At 58.4% G+C, this 19,017-nt stretch carries 19 protein-coding genes; 9 read left to right on the top strand and 10 right to left on the bottom strand.

Annotated elements, in window-relative coordinates; genetic code table 11:
• Positions 1 to 96: 96 nt before the first annotated feature.
• The 3 genes from B0B52_RS15245 to B0B52_RS15235 all read right to left on the bottom strand — a co-directional run bounded on the left by B0B52_RS15245 (position 97) and on the right by B0B52_RS15235 (position 2,745).
• Positions 97 to 429: a hypothetical protein gene (locus tag B0B52_RS15245; RefSeq protein WP_077594494.1), complete on the bottom strand. Its 333-nt coding sequence runs from the start codon at positions 427 to 429 to the stop codon at positions 97 to 99.
• Entirely contained in the window at positions 426 to 1,247 is an 822-nt protein-coding gene (locus B0B52_RS15240) for a hypothetical protein (RefSeq protein WP_077594493.1), read from the bottom strand. The genes B0B52_RS15245 and B0B52_RS15240 overlap by 4 nt, the downstream gene beginning before the upstream one ends.
• Before the next feature lie 79 nt (positions 1,248 to 1,326).
• A complete protein-coding gene (locus B0B52_RS15235; protein WP_077594492.1) occupies positions 1,327 to 2,745 on the bottom strand; it encodes a GNAT family N-acetyltransferase in 1,419 nt (472 codons plus the stop codon).
• On the opposite strand from B0B52_RS15235, the gene B0B52_RS15230 reads away from it, so the two are divergent.
• Entirely contained in the window at positions 2,744 to 4,432 is a 1,689-nt protein-coding gene (locus B0B52_RS15230; RefSeq protein ID WP_077594491.1) for an NAD+ synthase, read from the top strand. The two genes, B0B52_RS15235 and B0B52_RS15230, sit on opposite strands and share 2 nt — an antisense overlap.
• 150 nt (positions 4,433 to 4,582) lie before the next feature.
• A complete protein-coding gene (locus B0B52_RS15220) occupies positions 4,583 to 4,921 on the top strand; it encodes a P-II family nitrogen regulator (RefSeq protein WP_007869659.1) in 339 nt (112 codons plus the stop codon).
• 74 nt (positions 4,922 to 4,995) lie between these two features.
• On the opposite strand, the gene B0B52_RS15215 is transcribed toward B0B52_RS15220, so the two are convergent.
• The 6 genes from B0B52_RS15215 to B0B52_RS15190 all read right to left on the bottom strand — a co-directional run bounded on the left by B0B52_RS15215 (position 4,996) and on the right by B0B52_RS15190 (position 8,509).
• On the bottom strand, positions 4,996 to 5,583 hold the full coding sequence (locus B0B52_RS15215; protein ID WP_077594489.1) for a TIGR00730 family Rossman fold protein: 588 nt from the start codon (positions 5,581 to 5,583) through the stop codon (positions 4,996 to 4,998).
• The gene (locus B0B52_RS15210) at positions 5,580 to 5,996 is read right to left on the bottom strand and encodes a diacylglycerol kinase (protein WP_139351966.1); all 417 of its coding nucleotides are present in this window, start codon (positions 5,994 to 5,996) and stop codon (positions 5,580 to 5,582) included. Before B0B52_RS15210 ends, B0B52_RS15215 begins: the two co-directional genes overlap by 4 nt.
• A 96-nt stretch (positions 5,997 to 6,092) precedes the next feature.
• A complete protein-coding gene (locus B0B52_RS15205) occupies positions 6,093 to 6,611 on the bottom strand; it encodes an RDD family protein (protein ID WP_077594488.1) in 519 nt (172 codons plus the stop codon).
• A gap of 111 nt (positions 6,612 to 6,722) precedes the next feature.
• A complete protein-coding gene (locus tag B0B52_RS15200) occupies positions 6,723 to 7,487 on the bottom strand; it encodes a DUF3106 domain-containing protein (RefSeq protein ID WP_077594550.1) in 765 nt (254 codons plus the stop codon).
• 30 nt (positions 7,488 to 7,517) lie between these two features.
• Complete coding sequence (locus B0B52_RS15195; protein WP_077594487.1) at positions 7,518 to 7,946, bottom strand: DUF3619 family protein; 429 nt, start codon at positions 7,944 to 7,946, stop codon at positions 7,518 to 7,520.
• Positions 7,943 to 8,509, bottom strand: coding sequence for an RNA polymerase sigma factor (locus tag B0B52_RS15190; RefSeq protein ID WP_077594486.1), 567 nt, complete (start codon positions 8,507 to 8,509; stop codon positions 7,943 to 7,945). Before B0B52_RS15190 ends, B0B52_RS15195 begins: the two co-directional genes overlap by 4 nt.
• A 305-nt stretch (positions 8,510 to 8,814) precedes the next feature.
• On the opposite strand from B0B52_RS15190, the gene B0B52_RS15185 reads away from it, so the two are divergent.
• From B0B52_RS15185 to pbpG, 7 genes are all read left to right on the top strand, one after another.
• Positions 8,815 to 10,596, top strand: coding sequence for an acetolactate synthase 3 catalytic subunit (locus tag B0B52_RS15185; protein ID WP_077594485.1), 1,782 nt, complete (start codon positions 8,815 to 8,817; stop codon positions 10,594 to 10,596).
• Positions 10,597 to 10,699: 103 nt separating this feature from the next.
• Complete coding sequence (gene ilvN, locus B0B52_RS15180; RefSeq protein WP_077594484.1) at positions 10,700 to 11,191, top strand: acetolactate synthase small subunit; 492 nt, start codon at positions 10,700 to 10,702, stop codon at positions 11,189 to 11,191.
• A 137-nt stretch (positions 11,192 to 11,328) separates the two neighbouring features.
• Positions 11,329 to 12,345: a ketol-acid reductoisomerase gene (ilvC, locus tag B0B52_RS15175; RefSeq protein ID WP_077594483.1), complete on the top strand. Its 1,017-nt coding sequence runs from the start codon at positions 11,329 to 11,331 to the stop codon at positions 12,343 to 12,345.
• A gap of 174 nt (positions 12,346 to 12,519) precedes the next feature.
• Positions 12,520 to 13,332 carry a CDP-diacylglycerol--serine O-phosphatidyltransferase gene (pssA, locus tag B0B52_RS15170; RefSeq protein WP_077594482.1) on the top strand — a complete coding sequence of 271 codons (813 nt, stop codon included), beginning with the start codon at positions 12,520 to 12,522 and terminating at the stop codon, positions 13,330 to 13,332.
• Positions 13,333 to 13,549: 217 nt separating this feature from the next.
• The gene (gene leuA / locus B0B52_RS15165) at positions 13,550 to 15,244 is read left to right on the top strand and encodes a 2-isopropylmalate synthase (RefSeq protein ID WP_077594549.1); all 1,695 of its coding nucleotides are present in this window, start codon (positions 13,550 to 13,552) and stop codon (positions 15,242 to 15,244) included.
• Positions 15,245 to 15,288: 44 nt separating this feature from the next.
• Positions 15,289 to 16,827 (top strand): 2-isopropylmalate synthase, encoded by a 1,539-nt coding sequence (locus tag B0B52_RS15160; protein WP_077594481.1) that lies wholly within the window; start codon positions 15,289 to 15,291, stop codon positions 16,825 to 16,827.
• 194 nt (positions 16,828 to 17,021) lie between these two features.
• On the top strand, positions 17,022 to 18,086 hold the full coding sequence (pbpG, locus tag B0B52_RS15155) for a D-alanyl-D-alanine endopeptidase (protein WP_077594480.1): 1,065 nt from the start codon (positions 17,022 to 17,024) through the stop codon (positions 18,084 to 18,086).
• Between the two features lie 77 nt (positions 18,087 to 18,163).
• Here pbpG and B0B52_RS15150 read toward each other — a convergent pair whose 3' ends face one another.
• Entirely contained in the window at positions 18,164 to 18,955 is a 792-nt protein-coding gene (locus B0B52_RS15150; RefSeq protein ID WP_077594479.1) for an IclR family transcriptional regulator, read from the bottom strand.
• Positions 18,956 to 19,017 lie beyond the last annotated feature (62 nt).

The raw sequence follows: 19,017 nt of genomic DNA, 5'->3' as shown, positions 1-19,017 counted from the left end.
CCGAGCCCGGCCGCTGACGGCACTAGGGTTTGCCGGGGCGCGTTATCCGTTATCGGAAGGAAACAAACCCTGTTCAGTCAGGCGCCCAAGAGAGGTTCAAACCGGCACGATTTCAAAGCGGGCGTCGCCCATGTCTTTCCCGAGCGGTCGAGACGCAGCCAGAATGGCGTCTGCTTCGGCGTTTTGCCACAGGGCAATGATCTGCTCTTCAGCTTCCGAATCCTTCTCAAGAGGGAGCCCGTCGTTGAGCGACTGGACCAGCATGTAGGTTTTGAGGGTGGGTAACACTTCGTCAGGCCCACCCAGCGCGAACTCAAGCGCCATGCGAAAACGCAACTCGGCGGCAGCGCGTTCGGCCGGGCTGAGGCCGGGGCATTCGAGAAGGTTGACCTTGTAGCCGCCGGCCGGAGTGTCTTGTTTGCTTGTCATGGTGTTCCTTTGTCCGGGGCGTCCGTGTCGCCGCATTCAATGTTTTCAATATCGGCGAGCAGGCCTTGCTCGTCGTCCCGCAGGCCGGCAACTGGTGTTGCCTTGGCCAGCGCCACCCAGACGCCAAAGGGCAGTTCTTGCCGGGTGCGGCGCGGGGCGGCGCGCACAACCGTTAGCTGGGTTCCCTCCATCTGCATCACGCCACATTCCGCCGGAACTTCGTCCGCGGTGGCGATGGGCCGGCCCCTGGCATCGCAGCCCAGCACATACCAGCACTCGCCGCCCAGGTCGAGGTAGGCGGCGCGCTTGTCGGGGCGCCTCAGATCGCCCAGCAGGTCGGAGCGGCGCACCTTGATCTCGTGGACGATGGGGTCCACGTAGGCGGCCACCGAGGTGTTGCGGATCGAAAAGACATCGGGCTTGGAGATGCACCAGCGTGCTTTGCTTTCCCCGTCGGCCGCTGGCAGTTGCGCCCTCAGGCTCAGGTCGCGCCAGGTGATGCGGCCGGCGCGCACCATGTCGCAGGCGACGCGCTCGACCAGCGCTTCATGCGCCGACAAGGCCGAGCGGTTACGCACCAAGGTGCTGGCCAGATAGCTGACGCCCGCATCAGTGACGCGCAGGGTTTCATGACCCAGCGGGCCCGCGATGCGCTCCAGCATGCCCCAGGCCAGCAGCTCAATTTCAAGCACGTCCTGGCAGGGCCAGCCGGCGGAGCGGTAGATTTCGCGCAGGCGCCGTGCGTGCAGGCGGCCCAAGGGCGCGGGTGCATCGACAGGCGCTTCTGAAGGGGGGAGGTCGGCTGGATGGTCGAGCATGGGTAAGAGCTTAAAACAGCGCCGGATATAAGCCAAATTGGCATCCAGCCCAATAAAAACGGGCGCCAATAGCTACTATTTACATAGCGGATGAGTCTGGGGGCGGCTTGGCACCGGCCTGCCGGAAAGGGTTGCGGCGCTCCAGCTCTTCCATGTAGCCCGCAATGCCTTCTCCCTCGCGTTCCAGAAAACGCTCGACTGCGTCGGAGAACGCCGGATGCGCCAGCCAGTGGGCACTGGTGGTTTTCACCGGCAGCAGGGCGCGGGCCATCTTGTGTTCACCCTGAGCGCCGCCTTCAAAGCGCTGGTAGCCGTGTTCGATGCACCACTGCAGGGGCTGGTAATAGCAGGCTTCAAAGTGCAGACAGTCCACGCGCTCTGTGGCGCCCCAGTAGCGGCCGTAGGCTACTTTTTCCTTGTTTTCAAGGTCTTTTTTGGCTGTGGCCCTTATTCCACCTGCACCGACAGCTATCAAACTCGTAGCAATGGGGTGGCCTTCGCGCTCCGCCACGAACAGCAGCCAGTTCTCCGGCATGGTGTCCTGCATGCGCCGGAAGAAGTCGCGGCTGAGGTAGGGCGCGTTGCCGTGTTCGTAATAGGTTCGCTCATAACAGCTGTAGAAAAAGTCCCAGTCCGCGTTGCTGATATCTGCGCCCAGTGACCAGCGAAAGCGGACGCCGGCATCAAGAACCTTGCGCCGTTCCTGGCGGATTTTTTTCCGTTTCTCCTGGTTCAGCGACATCAGGAAGTCGTCGAAGTTTCGAAACAGGCGGGTGTGGCCGAGTTTGGCCGAGGAAATGGGGGAAGAACTGTGGCCTCCAGAGTCACTGTCTTTTTCAGTCAGGGCCGCGGGTCCGGCTTCGCCGGCCCGCAGGCGCAGCGCCCCCTCGGGGGGCAGCGAACCACACGTAGTGGGGAGCGTGGGGGCACTGTTAGTCCAGTGAAACTGCACGTTGTGCCGGAGCATCAGGCCGGCTTCCTCGCACGCGGCTACATCGGGATCACTGGCAAACAGCAGGTGCAGCGACGACAGACCTTCTTCCGCACACCAGGCCACGAGTGCCTGGACCAGCAGCGTGCGGGTTGCGGCATCGCGTGCCAGCAGGCGTGGGCCGGGCACGGGTGTGAAAGGCGGCGCCACCAGCGCCTTGGGGTAGTAGGGCAGCCCGTGCTGATGGTAGGCGTTGGCCCAGGCGTGGTCGAACACGTATTCGCCGTAGGAGTGGTCCTTGAGGTACAGGGCACAGGCGCCTGTCAGCTGCGTGCCCTCCCAGAGCGTGACGAAACGTGTCGTCCATCCGGTGGCCGGCGTGGCGCTGCCGCTTTCGAACATGGCGGCGAGGTACTCGTGGCGCATGAAGGGGTTCAGCCCGCCGGCCGGATCCTGCAAGGCGAGCAAGGCGTTCCAGTCGGCAGCATCGACCTGGCCGGGCGTGTCCAGCACACGAATGACATAATCGTTTTCAGCCAAAGCACCAACCGTATTTTTCTTTTTCATGACTCTCAAAATCTGCGTTGCTCAGTTGAACTATTGCGTTGGCGACATGCCGGGCAATGCGCAAAAAATCATCGAAGCCGCTCGCACCGCCTATGCCGATGGCGTGCGGTTGCTGCTGACGCCCGAGATGGCGATCTGCGGCTACGCGGCCGAAGACCTGTTTCTGCGCCGTTCTTTCATCCAGGCCTGTGATGATGCCGTGAATCTGGTGGCCCGCGAACTCGCCGGGTTAAAAGGGCTCACGGTAGTGGTGGGCACCCCCACCCATGGCGACAGCGGCAAGGCCCTGCGCACCAAAAGCGTGGAAGTGCAGCAGCGGCACAACGCCGCGCGGGTGCTTCGCGAAGGCCGCATCGTCGACACCTATGCCAAGCGCGAATTGCCCAACTACCAAGTGTTCGACGAGCGGCGTTATTTCACGCCGGGGCAGGGCGTCTGTGTGTTCGAGGCGGGCGAAGGCACCGGGGCGGTCAAGGTCGGCCTGCTGATCTGCGAAGACGCCTGGTTCGAAGAGCCGGCGCGGCTGGCCAAGAAGGCCGGTGCCGAGCTGCTGGCGGTCATCAACGCCTCGCCCTTTCATGTGGGCAAGGGCGGCGAGCGTGAGCTCATGATGCGCGAGCGTGTGCTGGCCACCGGCCTGCCCATGGTTTATGCGCATTTGGTCGGCGGTCAGGACGAAATCGTCTTTGAAGGCCATTCGTTTGCCCTGCAAGCTGATGGGGCACTGGCTGGCCGCGCTGAAAGTTTCAAGGAAAATCTGTTTGTAGCCCAGGCGGTGCGGGGGCCAGCAGCTATCAAACTGGTAGCAGATCGCGTTCCCGAACGCAGCCCCGAAGCCGACCTGTGGGACGCCCTGGTGCTGGGGGTGCGCGACTACCTGGGTAAAAACGGTTTCCCCGGCGCCATTCTGGGCCTGTCCGGCGGCATCGATTCGGCGTTGGTGCTGGCCATTGCGGTCGATGCGTTGGGCGCCGACAAGGTGCGCACCGTCATGATGCCTTCGCCCTACACGGCTGACATCTCCTGGATCGACGCACGCGAGATGGCGGCGCGCATGAAGGTGCGTTACGACGAGATCTCCATCATTCCGGAATTTGAAGCCTTCAAGGCCTCGCTGGCCGGGGAGTTCAAGGGCTTGCCGGAAGACACGACTGAAGAAAACATCCAGGCGCGTATCCGGGGGGTGTTCCTGATGGCGCTGTCCAACAAGTTTGGCTCCATCGTGCTGACCACCGGCAACAAGAGCGAAATGGCCACTGGGTACTGCACGCTTTATGGCGACATGGCCGGCGGTTTCGCCGTCATCAAGGATTTGCTGAAAACCACGGTGTTCCGCCTCGCCGAGTGGCGCAACCGGAATGATCCCTATGGCACCGGCAGCAACCCGATCCCGGAGCGCATCATCACGCGGCCGCCTAGCGCCGAGCTGCGCGCCGACCAGACCGACCAGGACAGCCTGCCGCCCTACGAGGTGCTGGACGCGATTTTGCAGCGCTACATGGAAAACGACGAAAGCGTGGAAAACATCATCGCCGCGGGTTTTGACCGCGCGGTGGTCGAGCGTGTGACGCGGCTCATCAAGATCAATGAATACAAACGGCGACAGGCTCCGGTGGGTATTCGGGTTACCCACCGAAGCTTCGGCAAGGATTGGCGCTATCCTATTACCAGCAAATTTAACAAATAGAGCCCTCACGCTTTTCACTTCGTGTAATGCGCTGCCCCCCGAGGGGGCGCTGCGCCTGCGGCCCGGCAAAGCCGGTTCCGCGGCCCCTGCTGGTTTGGGAGGGGATGCCCCCGACGCTTTGATGATATTTAGAACTAACGGAGATAGTCAGTGAAACAAATTACCGCCGTCCTCAAGCCTTTCAAGCTGGAAGAAGTCCGTGAAGCCCTGGCCGAATGCGGCGTGACCGGGCTGACCGTGACGGAGGTCAAGGGCTTCGGCCGCCAGAAGGGCCACACCGAGCTGTACCGCGGCGCCGAGTACGTGGTGGACTTCCTGCCCAAGGTCAAAGTTGAAGTGGTGGTCAAGACCGAGGATGTCGAGCGCTGTGTGGACGCCATCGTGCGCGCCGCCCGTACCGGCAAGATCGGCGACGGGAAAATTTTCATCACAAGCGTGGAGCGTGTCGTGCGCATCCGCACCGGGGAAGAGGACGAAGCGGCAGTCTAGATGTGTGCCCCCACGGTCGCTCACTTCGTGTAGCTTCCTGCCCCCCCGAGGGGGCCGCTGCGCCTGCGGGTGCGTTAAATCTGGTCCAGCCGCAAACCTTCGGGCGCCATGCCCGCGAGCTGCACCAGTTGCTGCAGCAGGGCCTCCGGCTCGCTGTCCACATGGATCAATTCCATCTGCCAGTCGCTCATGAAGCCGCTTTTCACCGATGAGGTCAGAAAAGCCAGCAGTTCGGTGTAATAACCGTCCAGGTTGAGCAGGCCTACCGGTTTGGCATGGTAGCCAAGCTGGCGCCAGGTCCAGACCTCAAAAAATTCTTCCAGGGTGCCGATGCCGCCGGGCAGTGACAGGAATGCGTCTGCGTGTTCGGCCATCATGCGTTTGCGGTCATGCATGGTGTCCACGATGTGCAATTCGGTGCACCCGGTGTGCGCCCATTCCTTTTCCACCAGCGCCTTAGGAATGACGCCAATCACGCGCCCGCCAGCCGCGAGCGTGGCATCGGCCACGATGCCCATCAGGCCGTTGCGCCCGCCGCCATAGACTAACTGGCCGTCATGCTCGCCGATCCATTCGCCCACGCGACGCGCGGTTTCGGCAAATACGGGGTCGATTCCCGGGCGTGAGCCGCAGTAGACGCAGATTGAGAAAGCCGGCGTCATGCGAAAAAGCGTTGAAAAAGCGCCATGGCCCAAGTACCGCCGCAGAGCAGCAGGCTCAGCAACACGGCCGCGCTACCCATGTCCTTGGCGCGTTTGGACAGGTCGTGCCATTCCGGCCCGATACGGTCGATAGCGGTTTCTATGCCGGTATTGAGAAGTTCAACAATCATCACAAGAATTACCGAGCCTGCCAGCAATGCGGCTTCTACCCAGCTGCGGCTCAGCCAGAACGCGGTGGGGATCAACACCATGGACGCGATGGCCTCCTGCCGGAAGGCTGTTTCGTGCCAACCAGCCTTCAGGCCGGCCAGGGAGTAGCCGAGCGCGTGGACGACGCGGTTCAGTCCTTTTCGGTCTTTCTGCGGATTGACGGGAGGCTCGACGGGCGAGGGGGCGCTCAAGGAGGGCGGCATCATGGGGACTGGCAAGGGCTGAGGCATTTCTGCATTGTCCCGCACCTCTGTGGCAATTTGATGTGCCGTTTTCATGGCGGAGCCGGTTCCGAAGTTTCAGCCCTTGCGGGCCAAGATGCTTGCTTGCAGGCTACTGACCAGCCGCGTTCCCGCAAGCGCGTCATGCCAGAACTGCCGGTCAGGATGAAAGCGGGAGAGGATGGCCCAGATGGCAATCCATCCGCCCGCCAGGACAAGCGCCTGCTTGACATCCAGCGCCAGCAGCCAGCTGGCTGCCAACGGTGGCAGAAACCAGAGCCAACTCAGGGTATAGCGGACAAAGGCGCGTTTCTGGCTGACCGGGTTCCCCTGGAGATCGGTCAAGCGGATATTCCAGGTTTTCATGGCCAGAGTCTGGCCTTTGGCCCAGAACCATACAAAGTAGATGCCGAACACCACAAACAGAAATGACTGCTGTGCGTTGCGGTTATCCATGGCATTGCGAGTCTGGCTCAGGGTGCTGAAGAGGTAGTCGGCAATGAAAACCACTCCGAACATCAATATGCCCTCATACAGCCAGCAGGCCATGCGGCGACGCAGTGAGGGGGTGGGAAGGGCTGAAAAGTCCGGAGGCATCAATTTTTTTTTCGTGGATGGAAGCGGCAGGTATGGCGGCCAGTTATGACAACGCCGACGCGCACCAAACCGCCCGAAGCGGCCAGTTATCACTTTTGACAGACTTGTGAGCTAGGGAGTCTGGGGTGTAGTTGCGCCAGGCACAGCAGCTGGCGTTGCAGCTGCACCCAGGCCGGTACCGGGTTGGGCATCGGCTATTTTAGGTGCTGGTTTGCCCTTGGGCTTGTCTGCACGCGATGGCACGCTGGCCAACTTTTGTGGCGCAACGGGTTTGGCGGTGGCAGCAGCCCCCACAGGCTTGGCCGGGGCTTTGGCGGCGAGTTTGCGTTTTTCCTCTTCACTGAGCGCCTGGTAGGCCTGCCATTTGGCCTTTTTTTCCTCGGCAGTCAACTCTTTGGACAGTTCCTTGGTTTTTGCAAAGTTCAGCCTGGCCAGGGTCCGCTGCTGCGGGCTGAGCGCCACCCACTCCTTCATTCGGCCCTGCATTTTGACCTGCTCTTCGGTCGAGAGCGTTGGGTAGCTTTTTGTCATCTGCAGCCACTTGCGCTTGTGGCCCTGACTCAGGCCATTCCAGCTCGCTGCCAATGGCTGCAGGATGTTGCGCTCAACTGGCGTCAATTCTGTCCATGCTGGCCCGGAGACGGACTGGGCGACCACCACTTTGCTGGCTGACGCCTGGGTAGCAGGCACTGGCGCAGGTTTGGTCGGTGGAGTTTGGGCTTTCGCCAGGTTGCCGAGGCTCAAGCCTAGCGCCAAGACGAGAAAACCGAGAAACAAACCGTATGGCGCCCATGCTCCGCCCGATCCGGGCAATGCCGCTCCGTTGATGCTGGTCGGCACCCCGCGTACGGTAAAACAGTGGCGAGGCTGGGACATGACCTGGTTTTTGTCAGTCACGGCACCGGCTTAACGGGTCGCTTTGAGAAACTGCACAAATCCGGGGTCGGAAAAGGCGTCGGGCGGCAGTTCATCGGTTAGCAAGGCCGAATCGACCTCGGCCAGTTCCTGGACAAAACTATCGGTTTGCAGGGAGTTGATGGTAAGCAGCCCCACCACCAGCGCAATCAGCGGCACGATGGAGCCAATACGGTTCCACAAACTGAATCCTTCGTCTGTGCCCCAAGTCAGCACAGGCCCCGCCCCTTGCCCTGCGGTCACAGGCGAAGTCTGGAAGCGGGCTATCTTTCGCGCGGCCACAGCCTGGGCCCGCGCGGCGCGCAGCCGCTCTGAAACGTCGTAAGACAGGTCCGCGGCGGCGGCGGAAAGGTAGGAGGCAGTTTTCAGGCCATAGCGGTCCTGAAGGATTTCGGTACGTTTTTGCAGAGAGTGATTCATAGTTGTATTCCCTTGGCGGCCAAAGCCTTGCTGAGCGCATGGACAGCCCGCGAACAGTGCGTTTTCACGCTTCCCTCGGAACAACCCATGGCGGCAGCCGTTTCAGCTACATCCATTTCTTCCCAATAACGCATCAGAAAGGCTTCTCGTTGACGGCCGGGCAGCTCCTTGATCTCTATCTCGATTTCTTGCAGGATCTGTGCCCGTTCCGTGGCGTCTTGGGCGCTTTCCGTTCCTTCAGAGTTGGTGGAGCTCTCTAAAGTTTCAAGCAAATCGAAATCACCGTCATCACCGGCTGATTCGAAGTCACTCATGTTGGAAAACAGGGCGTTGCGCGTCTTGCGGCGCCGGAACCAGTCGAGGGTGGTGTTGGAGAGGATGCGCTGAAACAGCATCGGCAACTCAGCCGCTGGCTTGTCGCCGTAATGCTGGGCCAGCTTCATCATGCTGTCCTGGACGATATCGAGCGCTGCCTCCTCGTCCCTGACGTGATAAACGCTGCGTTTGAAGGCACGTTTTTCAACGTTTTTCAGAAAATCGGAGAGTTCTAGTTCAGTTGCCAACGGATTGAGTCCCGATTTGTCCCAGCGCTGTCATTGTTGTACTTTTGCCTGACTGCAGTGCTCCCCCGGCCAAGCCACAAAATTATCGCATCAAGTGTTGGTTGAGCCGCGTTTTTTTGGGTTGTTTCCAATGGCGGGGCCCTGTGATGCCATAATGCGGGTTGCAATTCAAACAGCAAACGGGTCATGACCCGGCGGATTATGTTTTCGCCCATGGTTTTGGCCTCAAGTCTCGACGCCGCTCCACAAGAGTGGGTGAAGAGGCACCCAAGGTATTTCGTTAGAGAAATTCACAAAGGTTCATCATGGAAATCACAAAAGCCGAAATCGCTTCGGCATCAGCGGCAGCGTCTGCCCATTCAAATTCTCAAGAGCTGCGTGGCGCAGAGATCCTGATCAAAGCACTGCAGGCCGAAGGCGTCAAGCACGTGTGGGGCTATCCGGGCGGTGCCGTTCTGCACATCTACGACGCTTTTTACAAGCAGGAAACGATTCAGCATGTGCTGGTTCGCCACGAGCAGGCCGCCGTGCACGCAGCTGACGGGTACGCCCGTGCCACCGGTGAAGTTGGCGTTGCGCTGGTTACCTCCGGTCCAGGTGTGACCAACGCCATCACCGGCATTGCTACGGCCTACATGGACAGTATTCCGATGGTGATCATCACCGGCCAGGTGCCGGTGGCGGCGATCGGCCTGGACGCCTTTCAGGAGTGCGATACCGTCGGCATCACGCGTCCCATCGTCAAGCACAATTTTCTTGTCAAGGATGTGCGGCATATGGCCGACATCCTGAAAAAAGCCTTCCATATTGCCCGCAGCGGTCGGCCTGGGCCGGTGGTGGTGGACATTCCCAAAGACGTCTCCTTCAACAAGACCCTCTACACCGGTTATCCGCAGACGGTTGAAATGCGCTCCTACAACCCGGTGCGCAAGGGCCATGGTGGGCAGATTCGCAAGGCTCTTCAGTTGCTGATGTCGGCCAAGCGGCCTTACATCTATACCGGCGGCGGAGTTTTGCTGAGTAATGCTTCGCAAGAATTGCGCACTTTGGTGGACATGCTGGGTTATCCATGCACCAACACGCTGATGGGCCTGGGTGCCTATCCGGCCAGCGACAAGAAATTTCTCGGCATGTTGGGCATGCACGGGACGATTGAAGCCAACAACGCCATGCAGAACTGCGACGTGTTGCTGGCTGTCGGCGCCCGTTTTGATGACCGTGTGATTGGCAATCCCAAGCATTTTGCGCAAAACGAACGCAAGATCATCCACATTGACATTGACCCGTCGAGCATCTCCAAGCGCGTCAAGGTCGACATTCCCATCGTTGGCGACGTCAAGGACGTGTTGACGGAGCTGATCGCCATGATCAAGGAGTCCGGCCTCAAACCCGACGCCCATGCTCTGGGAGGTTGGTGGGACACCATTGAAGACTGGCGCAAGCGCGATTGTCTCAAGTACAGCATGGGTGCGGGCGACGTGATCAAGCCGCAGTACGTGGTGGAGACCCTGTGGAACATGACCAAGGACGCTGATACCTACATCACGTCCGACGTGGGCCAGCATCAGATGTGGGCTGCTCAATACTACCGCTTTGATGAACCTCGTCGCTGGATCAACTCTGGCGGCCTGGGGACCATGGGTGTGGGCATTCCGTATGCCATGGGCATCAAGCTGGCCAAGCCTGACAGCGAGGTTTATTGCGTTACCGGTGAAGGCTCTGTACAGATGTGCATCCAGGAGCTCTCCACCTGCCTGCAATACAACACACCGATCAAGATCGTTTCGCTAAACAACCGTTATCTCGGCATGGTTCGGCAGTGGCAGGAAATTGACTACGAAGGCCGCTACAGCAGCAGCTACATGGACGCACTGCCCAATTTCGTGAAGCTGGCCGAAGCCTATGGGCATGTCGGCATGTTGATCGAAAAACCGCAGGACGTTGAACCTGCCCTGCGCGAGGCTCGAAAGCTTAAGGACCGTACCGTGTTCATGGACTTCCGCACCGATCCTACGGAAAACGTGTTTCCGATGGTCAAGGCCGGCAAGGGCATCACGGAAATGTTGCTCGGGTCTGAAGACCTCTAAGCCACACGAATTCATTCATCATCCGTCTCCTGACGAATCTATTGTTTGCCGAGCCCGTGCATTACCGTGCACGGGGGAGGGCAGCGAAAAGAGGAATCTTCTTATGAAACACATCATTGCAGTTTTGCTGGAGAACGAGCCCGGTGCTCTTTCACGCGTGGTCGGCCTGTTCTCTGCGCGCGGCTACAACATCGAGAGCCTGACTGTGGCACCCACGGAGGACGCCAGCCTGTCGCGCATGACCATACAGACCACCGGGTCCGACGACGTGATCGAGCAGATCACCAAACACCTGAATCGCCTCATTGAGGTCGTCAAAGTGGTGGACCTCACCGAGGGGTCCTATACCGAGCGCGAATTGATGATGGTCAAGGTCCGTGCCGTTGGCAAGGAACGCGAGGAAATGAAGCGCATGGCTGATATATTTCGCGGTCGAATCATCGATGTGACCGAGAAGAGCTACACGATTGAGCTCACCGGTGACCAGTCCAAAAACGACGCGTTTCTGGAAGCGATAGACCGCACGGCGATTCTGGAAACAGTGCGTACCGGCTCCAGCGGCATAGGCCGCGGCGAGAGAATTCTCAGAGTGTAATTTTCAGCTGTCCGTGCGCGCGTTTCGACAGGCTCAACGCGAACGGATTTTGAGTGGCGACAAGCGTTTAACCGTTCGCCCTGAGCCTGTCGAAGGGCATTTTCGCCAGAACCCGTTAACGATATTCGGAGAGAAAAATGAAAGTTTATTACGACAAAGACTGCGACCTGAGCCTGATCAAGGGCAAAACCGTCGCCATCATCGGTTACGGCAGCCAGGGCCATGCCCATGCGCAAAATCTGAACGACAGCGGTGTCAAGGTCGTGGTCGGCCTGCGCAAGGGCGGCGCTTCGTGGCCCAAGGTCGAAAAGGCCGGTCTCAAGGTCGCTGAAGTGGCCGACGCCGTCAAGGCGGCCGATGTTGTGATGATCCTGTTGCCGGACGAGCAGATCGGCGCGGTCTACGCCAATGATGTGGCGCCCAACATCAAGCAGGGCGCTTCGCTGGTGTTCGCTCACGGCTTCAATGTGCATTACGGCGCCGTTATCCCGCGTGCTGACCTCGACGTCTGGATGGTCGCTCCCAAGGCTCCGGGCCACACTGTGCGCAATACCTACACCCAGGGTGGTGGCGTGCCTCACCTCGTGGCTGTTCACCAGGACAAAACCGGCAAAGCCCGCGACTTGGCCCTGAGCTACGCCATGGCCAACGGCGGTGGCAAGGCCGGCATCATTGAAACCAACTTCCGCGAAGAAACCGAAACCGACCTGTTCGGCGAGCAGGCCGTTTTGTGCGGTGGCACGGTCGAACTGATCAAAGCCGGTTTCGAGACTCTGGTGGAAGCCGGCTACGCTCCTGAAATGGCGTACTTTGAGTGTCTGCACGAACTCAAGCTGATCGTTGACCTGATTTATGAAGGCGGCATCGCCAACATGAACTACTCAATCTCCAACAACGCTGAGTACGGCGAGTACGTGACGGGTCCGAACATCGTGACTTCGGCCACGAAGGAAGCCATGCGCAAGTGCTTGAAGGACATCCAGACCGGCGAATATGCCAAAAGCTTCCTGCTGGAAAACCGCGTTGGCGCACCGACGCTGTTGAGCCGCCGACGTTTGAATGCCGAGCACCAGATTGAAATTGTGGGCGAAAAACTCCGCGCCATGATGCCCTGGATTGCCAAGAACAAGTTGGTTGACCAGACCCGGAACTGATGCCGAGAAAAGGGCTCCTCAGCCCTGTTTGAGCCAGCTTTCAGGCCGCGCAAGACATTTGCGCGGCTTTTTTGTTTCCTGTAATAGCCGTTTGGTATCCTCTCAGCATGAATCAATCTCTTTCCGCGTTACACCATGGACGTGCAAAATCTTCCGAAATCCGGAGGACCTTCCATGCATGATGGCCATGAGCCCGATATCGAGATCGATGAAGCCCTGCCGCGCAAGCGCCGCAAGGGCATCTACATCCTGCCCAACCTCTTCACCCTGGCGGCTCTGTTTGGCGGTTTTTATGCCATCGTGATGGCGATGAATGGCCGGTTTGACCAGGCTGCAATCGGTGTGTTCTGTGCCATGGTGCTGGACAGTCTGGACGGTCGCGTGGCCCGAATGACGAACACCCAAAGTGCGTTTGGCGAGCAGATGGATTCACTGTCCGACATGGTTTCTTTCGGTGCTGCGCCGGCTTTGATTGCGTACGTGTGGGCTCTGACCAGCCTTGGGCGTTGGGGCTGGATTGCGGCGTTTGTCTACTGTGCGTGTGCTGCGCTCCGGCTGGCCCGGTTCAACGTGAATACGACGGTTGTCGACAAGCGCTTTTTTCAAGGATTGCCATCGCCCGCGGCAGGGGCGCTGGTGGCCGGCTTTATCTGGTTGATGACAGAGGCCGGCGTGCGGGGCGAAGAAGTTCGTTGGATCATGTTTGGCTTGACGCTTTATTCGGGCCTGACCATGGTCACCAACGTGCCCTTTTATAGTTTCAAGGACCTGAGCCTAAAGCGCAGCGTTCCGTTCGCAGTGATCGTGCTGATTGCCCTGGGTATTGCGGTGATCAATATCGATCCACCCACTGTCATGTTCGGATTGTTTGTCATTTATGGTTTTTCGGGCTACGTGCTTTATGGCTGGCGCAAAGCCAAAGGGTTGCAGACGAGCGTGATATCGACTTCGACTGATGAGCCCGATGAGCGCGGCTTGCATAAATAGGTGGTTCTCCCGAGGCAATTCCTTCGCCGCAGGCTTACGAATGTTTTGTGATACATTGACAGCCATGAAACGAATTTCGCTAGCACTACTGCTATCTGCCAACGGGCGGAGACGGTAGCGCGCACGCGTACACCCAATTCAACGGCCCGTTTGCACCAGCAACGGGCCGTTTTTCTTTGGGTTGCTGGGTTTGAATTTCAGGATTGACGAAATGACCATGTTGAAAAACCCTTCGAGTAAATACAAGTCTTTTCCACCGGTTCGCCTGACTAACCGGAGCTGGCCCGATGCCGTGCTGAGTCGGCCTCCGATCTGGTGCAGTGTGGATCTGCGTGATGGCAATCAGGCGCTGATCGAGCCCATGGACATAGGGCGCAAGCTCAAGATGTTCGACACCCTGGTGAAGATCGGTTTCAAGGAAATTGAAGTGGGTTTTCCCTCTGCCTCGCAGGTGGAGTTCGACTTCGTGCGGCGGCTCATTGATGACAGGCTCATCCCCGACGACGTCACAATTCAGGTTCTGACGCAGGCACGTGAGCCACTGATACGTCGGACTTTTGAGTCACTTCAGGGTGCTCCCAGAGCCATTGTCCATCTTTACAACGCCACCGCGCCAGTGATGCGTCGCGTTGTCCTTGGCATGAGCGAGGATGAAATTGTCCAGCTCGCCACTGCCAATGCGCGCCTTTTCAAGCAATTGGCTGCCGAGCAGCCGGACACGCAATGGACTTTCCAGTATTCGCCGGAAATGTGGTCCGGAACGGAACTTGATTTTTCCAAACGAGTGGTTGATGCGGTGACCGAGGTCTGGCAGCCCACGGCGGAGCGCAAGTGCATCATCAATCTGCCCTCCACCGTAGAGCATTCGACGCCCAATATTTTCGCGGACATGATGGAGTGGATGCACCGCCATCTGGCGCGGCGCGATGCTATTGTTCTTTCCGTTCATCCCCACAATGATCGGGGCACAGGTACTGCGGCGGGTGAATTTGCTTTGATGGCCGGAGCCGACCGGATTGAAGGGTGTCTTTTCGGAAACGGCGAACGCACAGGCAATGTTGACCTGGTCAATATCGCCCTCAATCTCTATACCCAGGGCATTTCGCCTGATCTGGATTTCTCGGAAATTGACGAGATCCGTCGCAGCGTCGAATACTGCAATCAGCTGCCCGTGCACCCACGCCATCCCTACGCCGGGGACCTCGTTTACACATCGTTTTCCGGCTCGCACCAGGACGCCATCAAGAAAGCCTTTGCCGACCGCAAGGATGGCGATATCTGGAGCATGCCCTATCTGCCCATTGATCCGAAAGACCTGGGGCGAAGCTACGAGGCCATCATCCGGGTTAACAGCCAGTCGGGCAAGGGCGGCATTGCCTACCTGCTTGAAAATGAATTTGGTCTCGAGCTCCCGAGGCGCCTGCAGATTGAATTTAGCCAGATCGTGCAGGGCGTCATGGATGCAACCGGCAAGGAACTGACCGCGCAGGATCTCTTCGCCTTGTTTGAAAAGGAATACGGTTTGCGATCCACCGCTGCACCACAACATCTGGTCATCGAGGAAACAACAAAGGCAAACGCCAAGTCTTTCACCATCAAGGCCAACGTGGAAGTGGACGGCAGCAGCCATCAGATTGTGGGCGTGGGTACGGGGCCGATTGATGCTTTTGTTACCGGGCTGGAGGCTTCTACCGGCCGCGCTATCCGGGTACTTGACTATCACGAGCACGCCATCGGGGCCGGAGCCAATGCGCGGGCTGTGGCTTATCTGGAATTGCGAGTCGACGGGCAGACACTCTTTGGCATCGGCATGGACAGCAACATCGTGTCGGCGTCTCTCAAGGCTATTGTGTCCGGCCTGCAGCGGAGTACGGCCGGACAGGACACAGCGGCAGCTAACATAGCGCACTGAGTATTTTCTTTAAAGACAGCAAAGCAGCCCTGCAGGAGCCCGCCATGACCGACAAATTGATTATTTTTGACACCACCTTGCGCGATGGCGAGCAATCGCCTGGCGCGTCGATGACACGCGATGAAAAGCTGCGGATTGCCCGTCAACTCGAGCGTCTGAAAGTTGATGTGATCGAGGCTGGTTTTGCGGCCAGTTCCAACGGCGACTTCGAGGCGGTGCAGGCTATTGCCAATGCCATCAAGGACTCAACCATTTGTTCGCTTTCCCGTGCCAATGACCGTGATATTTCACGTGCGGCAGAGGCTCTCAAAGGCGCGAACAGTGCCCGTATTCATACGTTCATTGCCACCAGCGCTCTGCACATGGAGAAGAAGCTGCGGATGAGCCCGGAGCAAGTGCTGGAGCAAGCCAAGCTCTCGGTGCGCTTTGCGCGCAACCTCGTGGCCGATGTGGAATTCAGCCCGGAAGATGGTTACCGCAGCGATGTGGACTTTCTATGTCGCGTGCTTGAGGCAGTGATTGCCGAGGGTGCAACCACCATCAATGTGCCGGATACCGTAGGTTATGCGGTGCCTGAGCTGTATGGCAATTTCATCAAAACCCTGCGCGAGCGCGTGCCTAACAGCGACAAGGCGATCTGGTCGGTACATTGCCATAACGATCTCGGCATGGCGGTGGCCAATTCACTGGCTGGCGTGAAGATTGGCGGCGCGCGGCAGGTGGAGTGCACCATCAACGGCCTCGGCGAGCGTGCAGGCAACTGTTCGCTTGAGGAAATCGTCATGGCCGTGAAGACACGACGCGACTATTTCAACCTCGACATGAACATTGATCCGATTCACATCGTTGCTGCGAGCCGCATGGTGAGTCAGACCACCGGCTTTGTCGTCCAGCCGAACAAGGCCGTTGTGGGTGCGAATGCTTTTGCGCATGCCTCGGGCATCCATCAGGACGGGATGCTGAAGGCGCGTGAGACCTACGAGATCATGCGCGCCGAAGACGTGGGCTGGAGCTCCAACAAGATGGTGCTGGGCAAGCTTAGCGGCCGCAATGCCTTCAAGCAGCGCCTGCAAGACCTCGGCATCGAGATGGAAAGCGAGGCTGACACCAACGCTGCTTTTGCCCGGTTCAAGGAGTTGGCTGACGGCAAGAGCGAGATTTTTGATGAGGATATTCTGGCGCTTGTAAGTGAGGAAAGTCTTGCGCACGAGAACGAACAGTACGGTTTTGTTTCTCTCTCTCAGCATAGTGAAACCGGCGAACGTCCCCAGGCGACTGTTGTTTTTACGGTGGACGGCAAGGAAGTCCGTGGTCAGTCAGATGGCAATGGTCCGGTGGACGCGTCGCTCAAGGCTATTGAAACTCTCGTCAAAAGCGGGGCCGAGATGGTGCTCTATTCGGTGAATGCCATCAGTGGCTCCACGGAGAGCCAAGGAGAAGTCACAGTTCGCCTTCAAAACAGCGGCCGCGTGGTGAACGGGGTCGGTGCCGACCCGGATATCGTGGTTGCTTCGGCCAAAGCCTATTTGAGTGCCCTGAGCAAGTTACAAAATAAAGCCGACAGGGTTGCCGCTCAAGGTTAAGCCGAAGAACTTCAAAAAACCCTTTATATTCAATGGCTTAATAACTTTTTATGACTTTTTGGCCGTGTGAGGCCAGGATTCTCTGGTATTTGATTGTTGCGTTTAGGAAAGTTACGCAAGCTTTTGATATTGCGTGACTTTTTCTATTTGTATACACTCCGGCATTCGTACTAATCGAACCCGGAGACGAATCAATGTCCATTACGCTGAATTCGATTTTCAAACAGACCTTACAGGTCGTTGGAATTCTTACTTTTTCGGTGGCATTGATTTCGCCCGCGGCTGAAGCAGCGCCGGCCAAGCGCCAGGTTGTTAAAAAATCACACGCAAGCAAGACGGTTTCCAAGCAGGTCATCTCAGGCCGGAAAAGCGCTCGTTTCGTGACGAAGGCTCCCCGCAAATCCATAGTCACGGTGTCTTCGCCGCCGCGACCTTCTTTTGGGCAGCTTGCCGGCTTGCACGGCGCTCAGGACCCACTGGAGCTCAAGTCCAGTGTGGCGTTGGTGATTGACCAGGATACCAATGAAGTGCTGTTCAGCAAGAACGATCATGCGGTGCTTCCCATTGCTTCATTGACCAAGCTGATGACGGGTGTGATTATCAGTGGTGCTCGTCTGCCTATGGACGAGAGTATTACCATCAGCCAGGACGACGTGGACACGGAAAAGGGCAGCCGCTCCCGCCTGCGCGTGGGAAGCAGCCTGACGCGTGGTGAACTGCTTCATCTGGCTTTGATGTCCAGCGAAAACCGTGCGGCCCATGCCTTGGGTCGTACCTACCCCGGCGGCATGTCCACTTTTGTCAGCCTGATGAATGCCAAAGCCAAAATGCTGGGTATGAAAGACACCCGCTACGTTGAACCGACTGGCCTGTCCAGTCAGAACCAGTCCAGCGCGCAGGATCTGGCGACGCTGGTTAACGCAGCCCACAGTGATCCTGTCCTGCGCGAGTTGTCCACTTCCACCGGTTATCAGGTCGCGGTGGGCCGGCAGACCCTGCAATACAACAACACCAACCGGTTGGTCAAAAACCCCGAGTGGGAGATTGGCCTGCAGAAAACCGGCTACATCTCTGAAGCAGGCCAATGTCTCGTCATGCAGACAAAAATTGCAGGGCGCAAGCTGATCATGGTGTTTCTTGATTCGGCCGGCAAATTGAGCCGTCTCGGCGATGCCGAGCGGGTTCGTCGTTGGGTGGAGTCGCAGCCGGTCGGTGCATCCAAAATAAGTGCTGCCGCCCCGGCTACCAGTGGCGGCTAAAGCCAGCCCGCATCTCCTGCCGGTGCTATATTAATAGTAGCTACTCGCGCAGGTCGCATAAGGGCTGAAGCCCGTTTTTACTTGAAATTGTCGGACCTGTAGCCGAGCGCTGCCGAAATTTCGCTCGCCGTTGATTGCAGCTTCGGCAGCCAGTTTTCGTCCAGCCTGTCGGCCGGTGCCGAAATCGACAAACCTGCCACCAGCTTGCTTTGGTCGTCGTAAATACCGGCAGCCATGCAGCGCACACCCAGTTCCAGTTCTTCGTTGTCCCGTGCCATACCGTATTGGCGTGCTTTCGCCAGCTCGCGTTCGAGCACTGCAAGCTGGGTGATGCTGTTCTTGGTCTGACCAGGCAAGCCTGTGCGAGTAGCGTAGCTGCGCAGCCGCTGGGGATCGTCAAAAGCCAGAAACAGCTTGCCTACCGAGGTTAGATGCAGCGGCGCCCGCCCACCGATGGCACGTACCACCTGCATGCCGGAGCGCTCACTGTAGGCGCGTTCGACGTAGATGATTTCGTCGCCCTGGCGCATGCTCAGATTGACCGGTTGCTGGATCAGTTTGTGCAGCTCGCGCATGGGCGTCAGCGCAGCGTCACGAACGCTCAGACGCCCTTTCACGAGGTTACCGAGCTCCAGCAGACGCATGCCAAGACGGTAATTGCCCGCCACTGGCCGGTCTACGAAACGGCCGGTGGCCAGATCATTCAGGATACGGTGCGCGGTTGACGGATGAAGCCCCGATTTTTCGCTGATTTCCTTCAGCGAAACGGCTTCCTCGCGACCTGCCAGAATCTCCAGCAGGGTGAACATGCGTTCGATGACCTGAACCGTAGGCTTGGCTGGGGGAGTGAGGGGGTCGAGCTTTCTCATGGGTGATGTTGTGGATTTTAGCTGGTGAAATCAGCATTGCCTTGGCCCACGCTTGGATGCGT

This window comes from Polaromonas sp. A23 (assembly GCF_002001015.1).
Taxonomy (GTDB): Bacteria; Pseudomonadota; Gammaproteobacteria; order Burkholderiales; family Burkholderiaceae_C; genus Polaromonas.
The sequence above is the reverse complement of the archived record's forward strand: the minus strand, read 5'-3'. Positions and strand labels throughout refer to the sequence as shown.

Excerpts from the sequence above, each read along its gene's own strand:
- B0B52_RS15245 (WP_077594494.1), bottom strand. The coding sequence starts at position 429 with ATGACAAGCAAACAAGACACTCCGGCCGGCGGCTACAAGGTCAACCTT.
- B0B52_RS15240 (WP_077594493.1), bottom strand. The coding sequence starts at position 1,247 with ATGCTCGACCATCCAGCCGACCTCCCCCCTTCAGAAGCGCCTGTCGAT.
- B0B52_RS15230 (WP_077594491.1), top strand. The coding sequence starts at position 2,744 with ATGACTCTCAAAATCTGCGTTGCTCAGTTGAACTATTGCGTTGGCGAC.
- B0B52_RS15235 (WP_077594492.1), bottom strand. The coding sequence starts at position 2,745 with ATGAAAAAGAAAAATACGGTTGGTGCTTTGGCTGAAAACGATTATGTC.
- B0B52_RS15215 (WP_077594489.1), bottom strand. The coding sequence starts at position 5,583 with ATGACGCCGGCTTTCTCAATCTGCGTCTACTGCGGCTCACGCCCGGGA.
- B0B52_RS15210 (WP_139351966.1), bottom strand. The coding sequence starts at position 5,996 with ATGCCGCCCTCCTTGAGCGCCCCCTCGCCCGTCGAGCCTCCCGTCAAT.
- B0B52_RS15205 (WP_077594488.1), bottom strand. The coding sequence starts at position 6,611 with ATGCCTCCGGACTTTTCAGCCCTTCCCACCCCCTCACTGCGTCGCCGC.
- B0B52_RS15200 (WP_077594550.1), bottom strand. The coding sequence starts at position 7,487 with ATGTCCCAGCCTCGCCACTGTTTTACCGTACGCGGGGTGCCGACCAGC.
- B0B52_RS15195 (WP_077594487.1), bottom strand. The coding sequence starts at position 7,946 with ATGAATCACTCTCTGCAAAAACGTACCGAAATCCTTCAGGACCGCTAT.
- B0B52_RS15185 (WP_077594485.1), top strand. The coding sequence starts at position 8,815 with ATGGAAATCACAAAAGCCGAAATCGCTTCGGCATCAGCGGCAGCGTCT.
- ilvN (WP_077594484.1), top strand. The coding sequence starts at position 10,700 with ATGAAACACATCATTGCAGTTTTGCTGGAGAACGAGCCCGGTGCTCTT.
- ilvC (WP_077594483.1), top strand. The coding sequence starts at position 11,329 with ATGAAAGTTTATTACGACAAAGACTGCGACCTGAGCCTGATCAAGGGC.
- pssA (WP_077594482.1), top strand. The coding sequence starts at position 12,520 with ATGCATGATGGCCATGAGCCCGATATCGAGATCGATGAAGCCCTGCCG.
- leuA (WP_077594549.1), top strand. The coding sequence starts at position 13,550 with ATGTTGAAAAACCCTTCGAGTAAATACAAGTCTTTTCCACCGGTTCGC.
- B0B52_RS15160 (WP_077594481.1), top strand. The coding sequence starts at position 15,289 with ATGACCGACAAATTGATTATTTTTGACACCACCTTGCGCGATGGCGAG.
- pbpG (WP_077594480.1), top strand. The coding sequence starts at position 17,022 with ATGTCCATTACGCTGAATTCGATTTTCAAACAGACCTTACAGGTCGTT.
- B0B52_RS15150 (WP_077594479.1), bottom strand. The coding sequence starts at position 18,955 with ATGAGAAAGCTCGACCCCCTCACTCCCCCAGCCAAGCCTACGGTTCAG.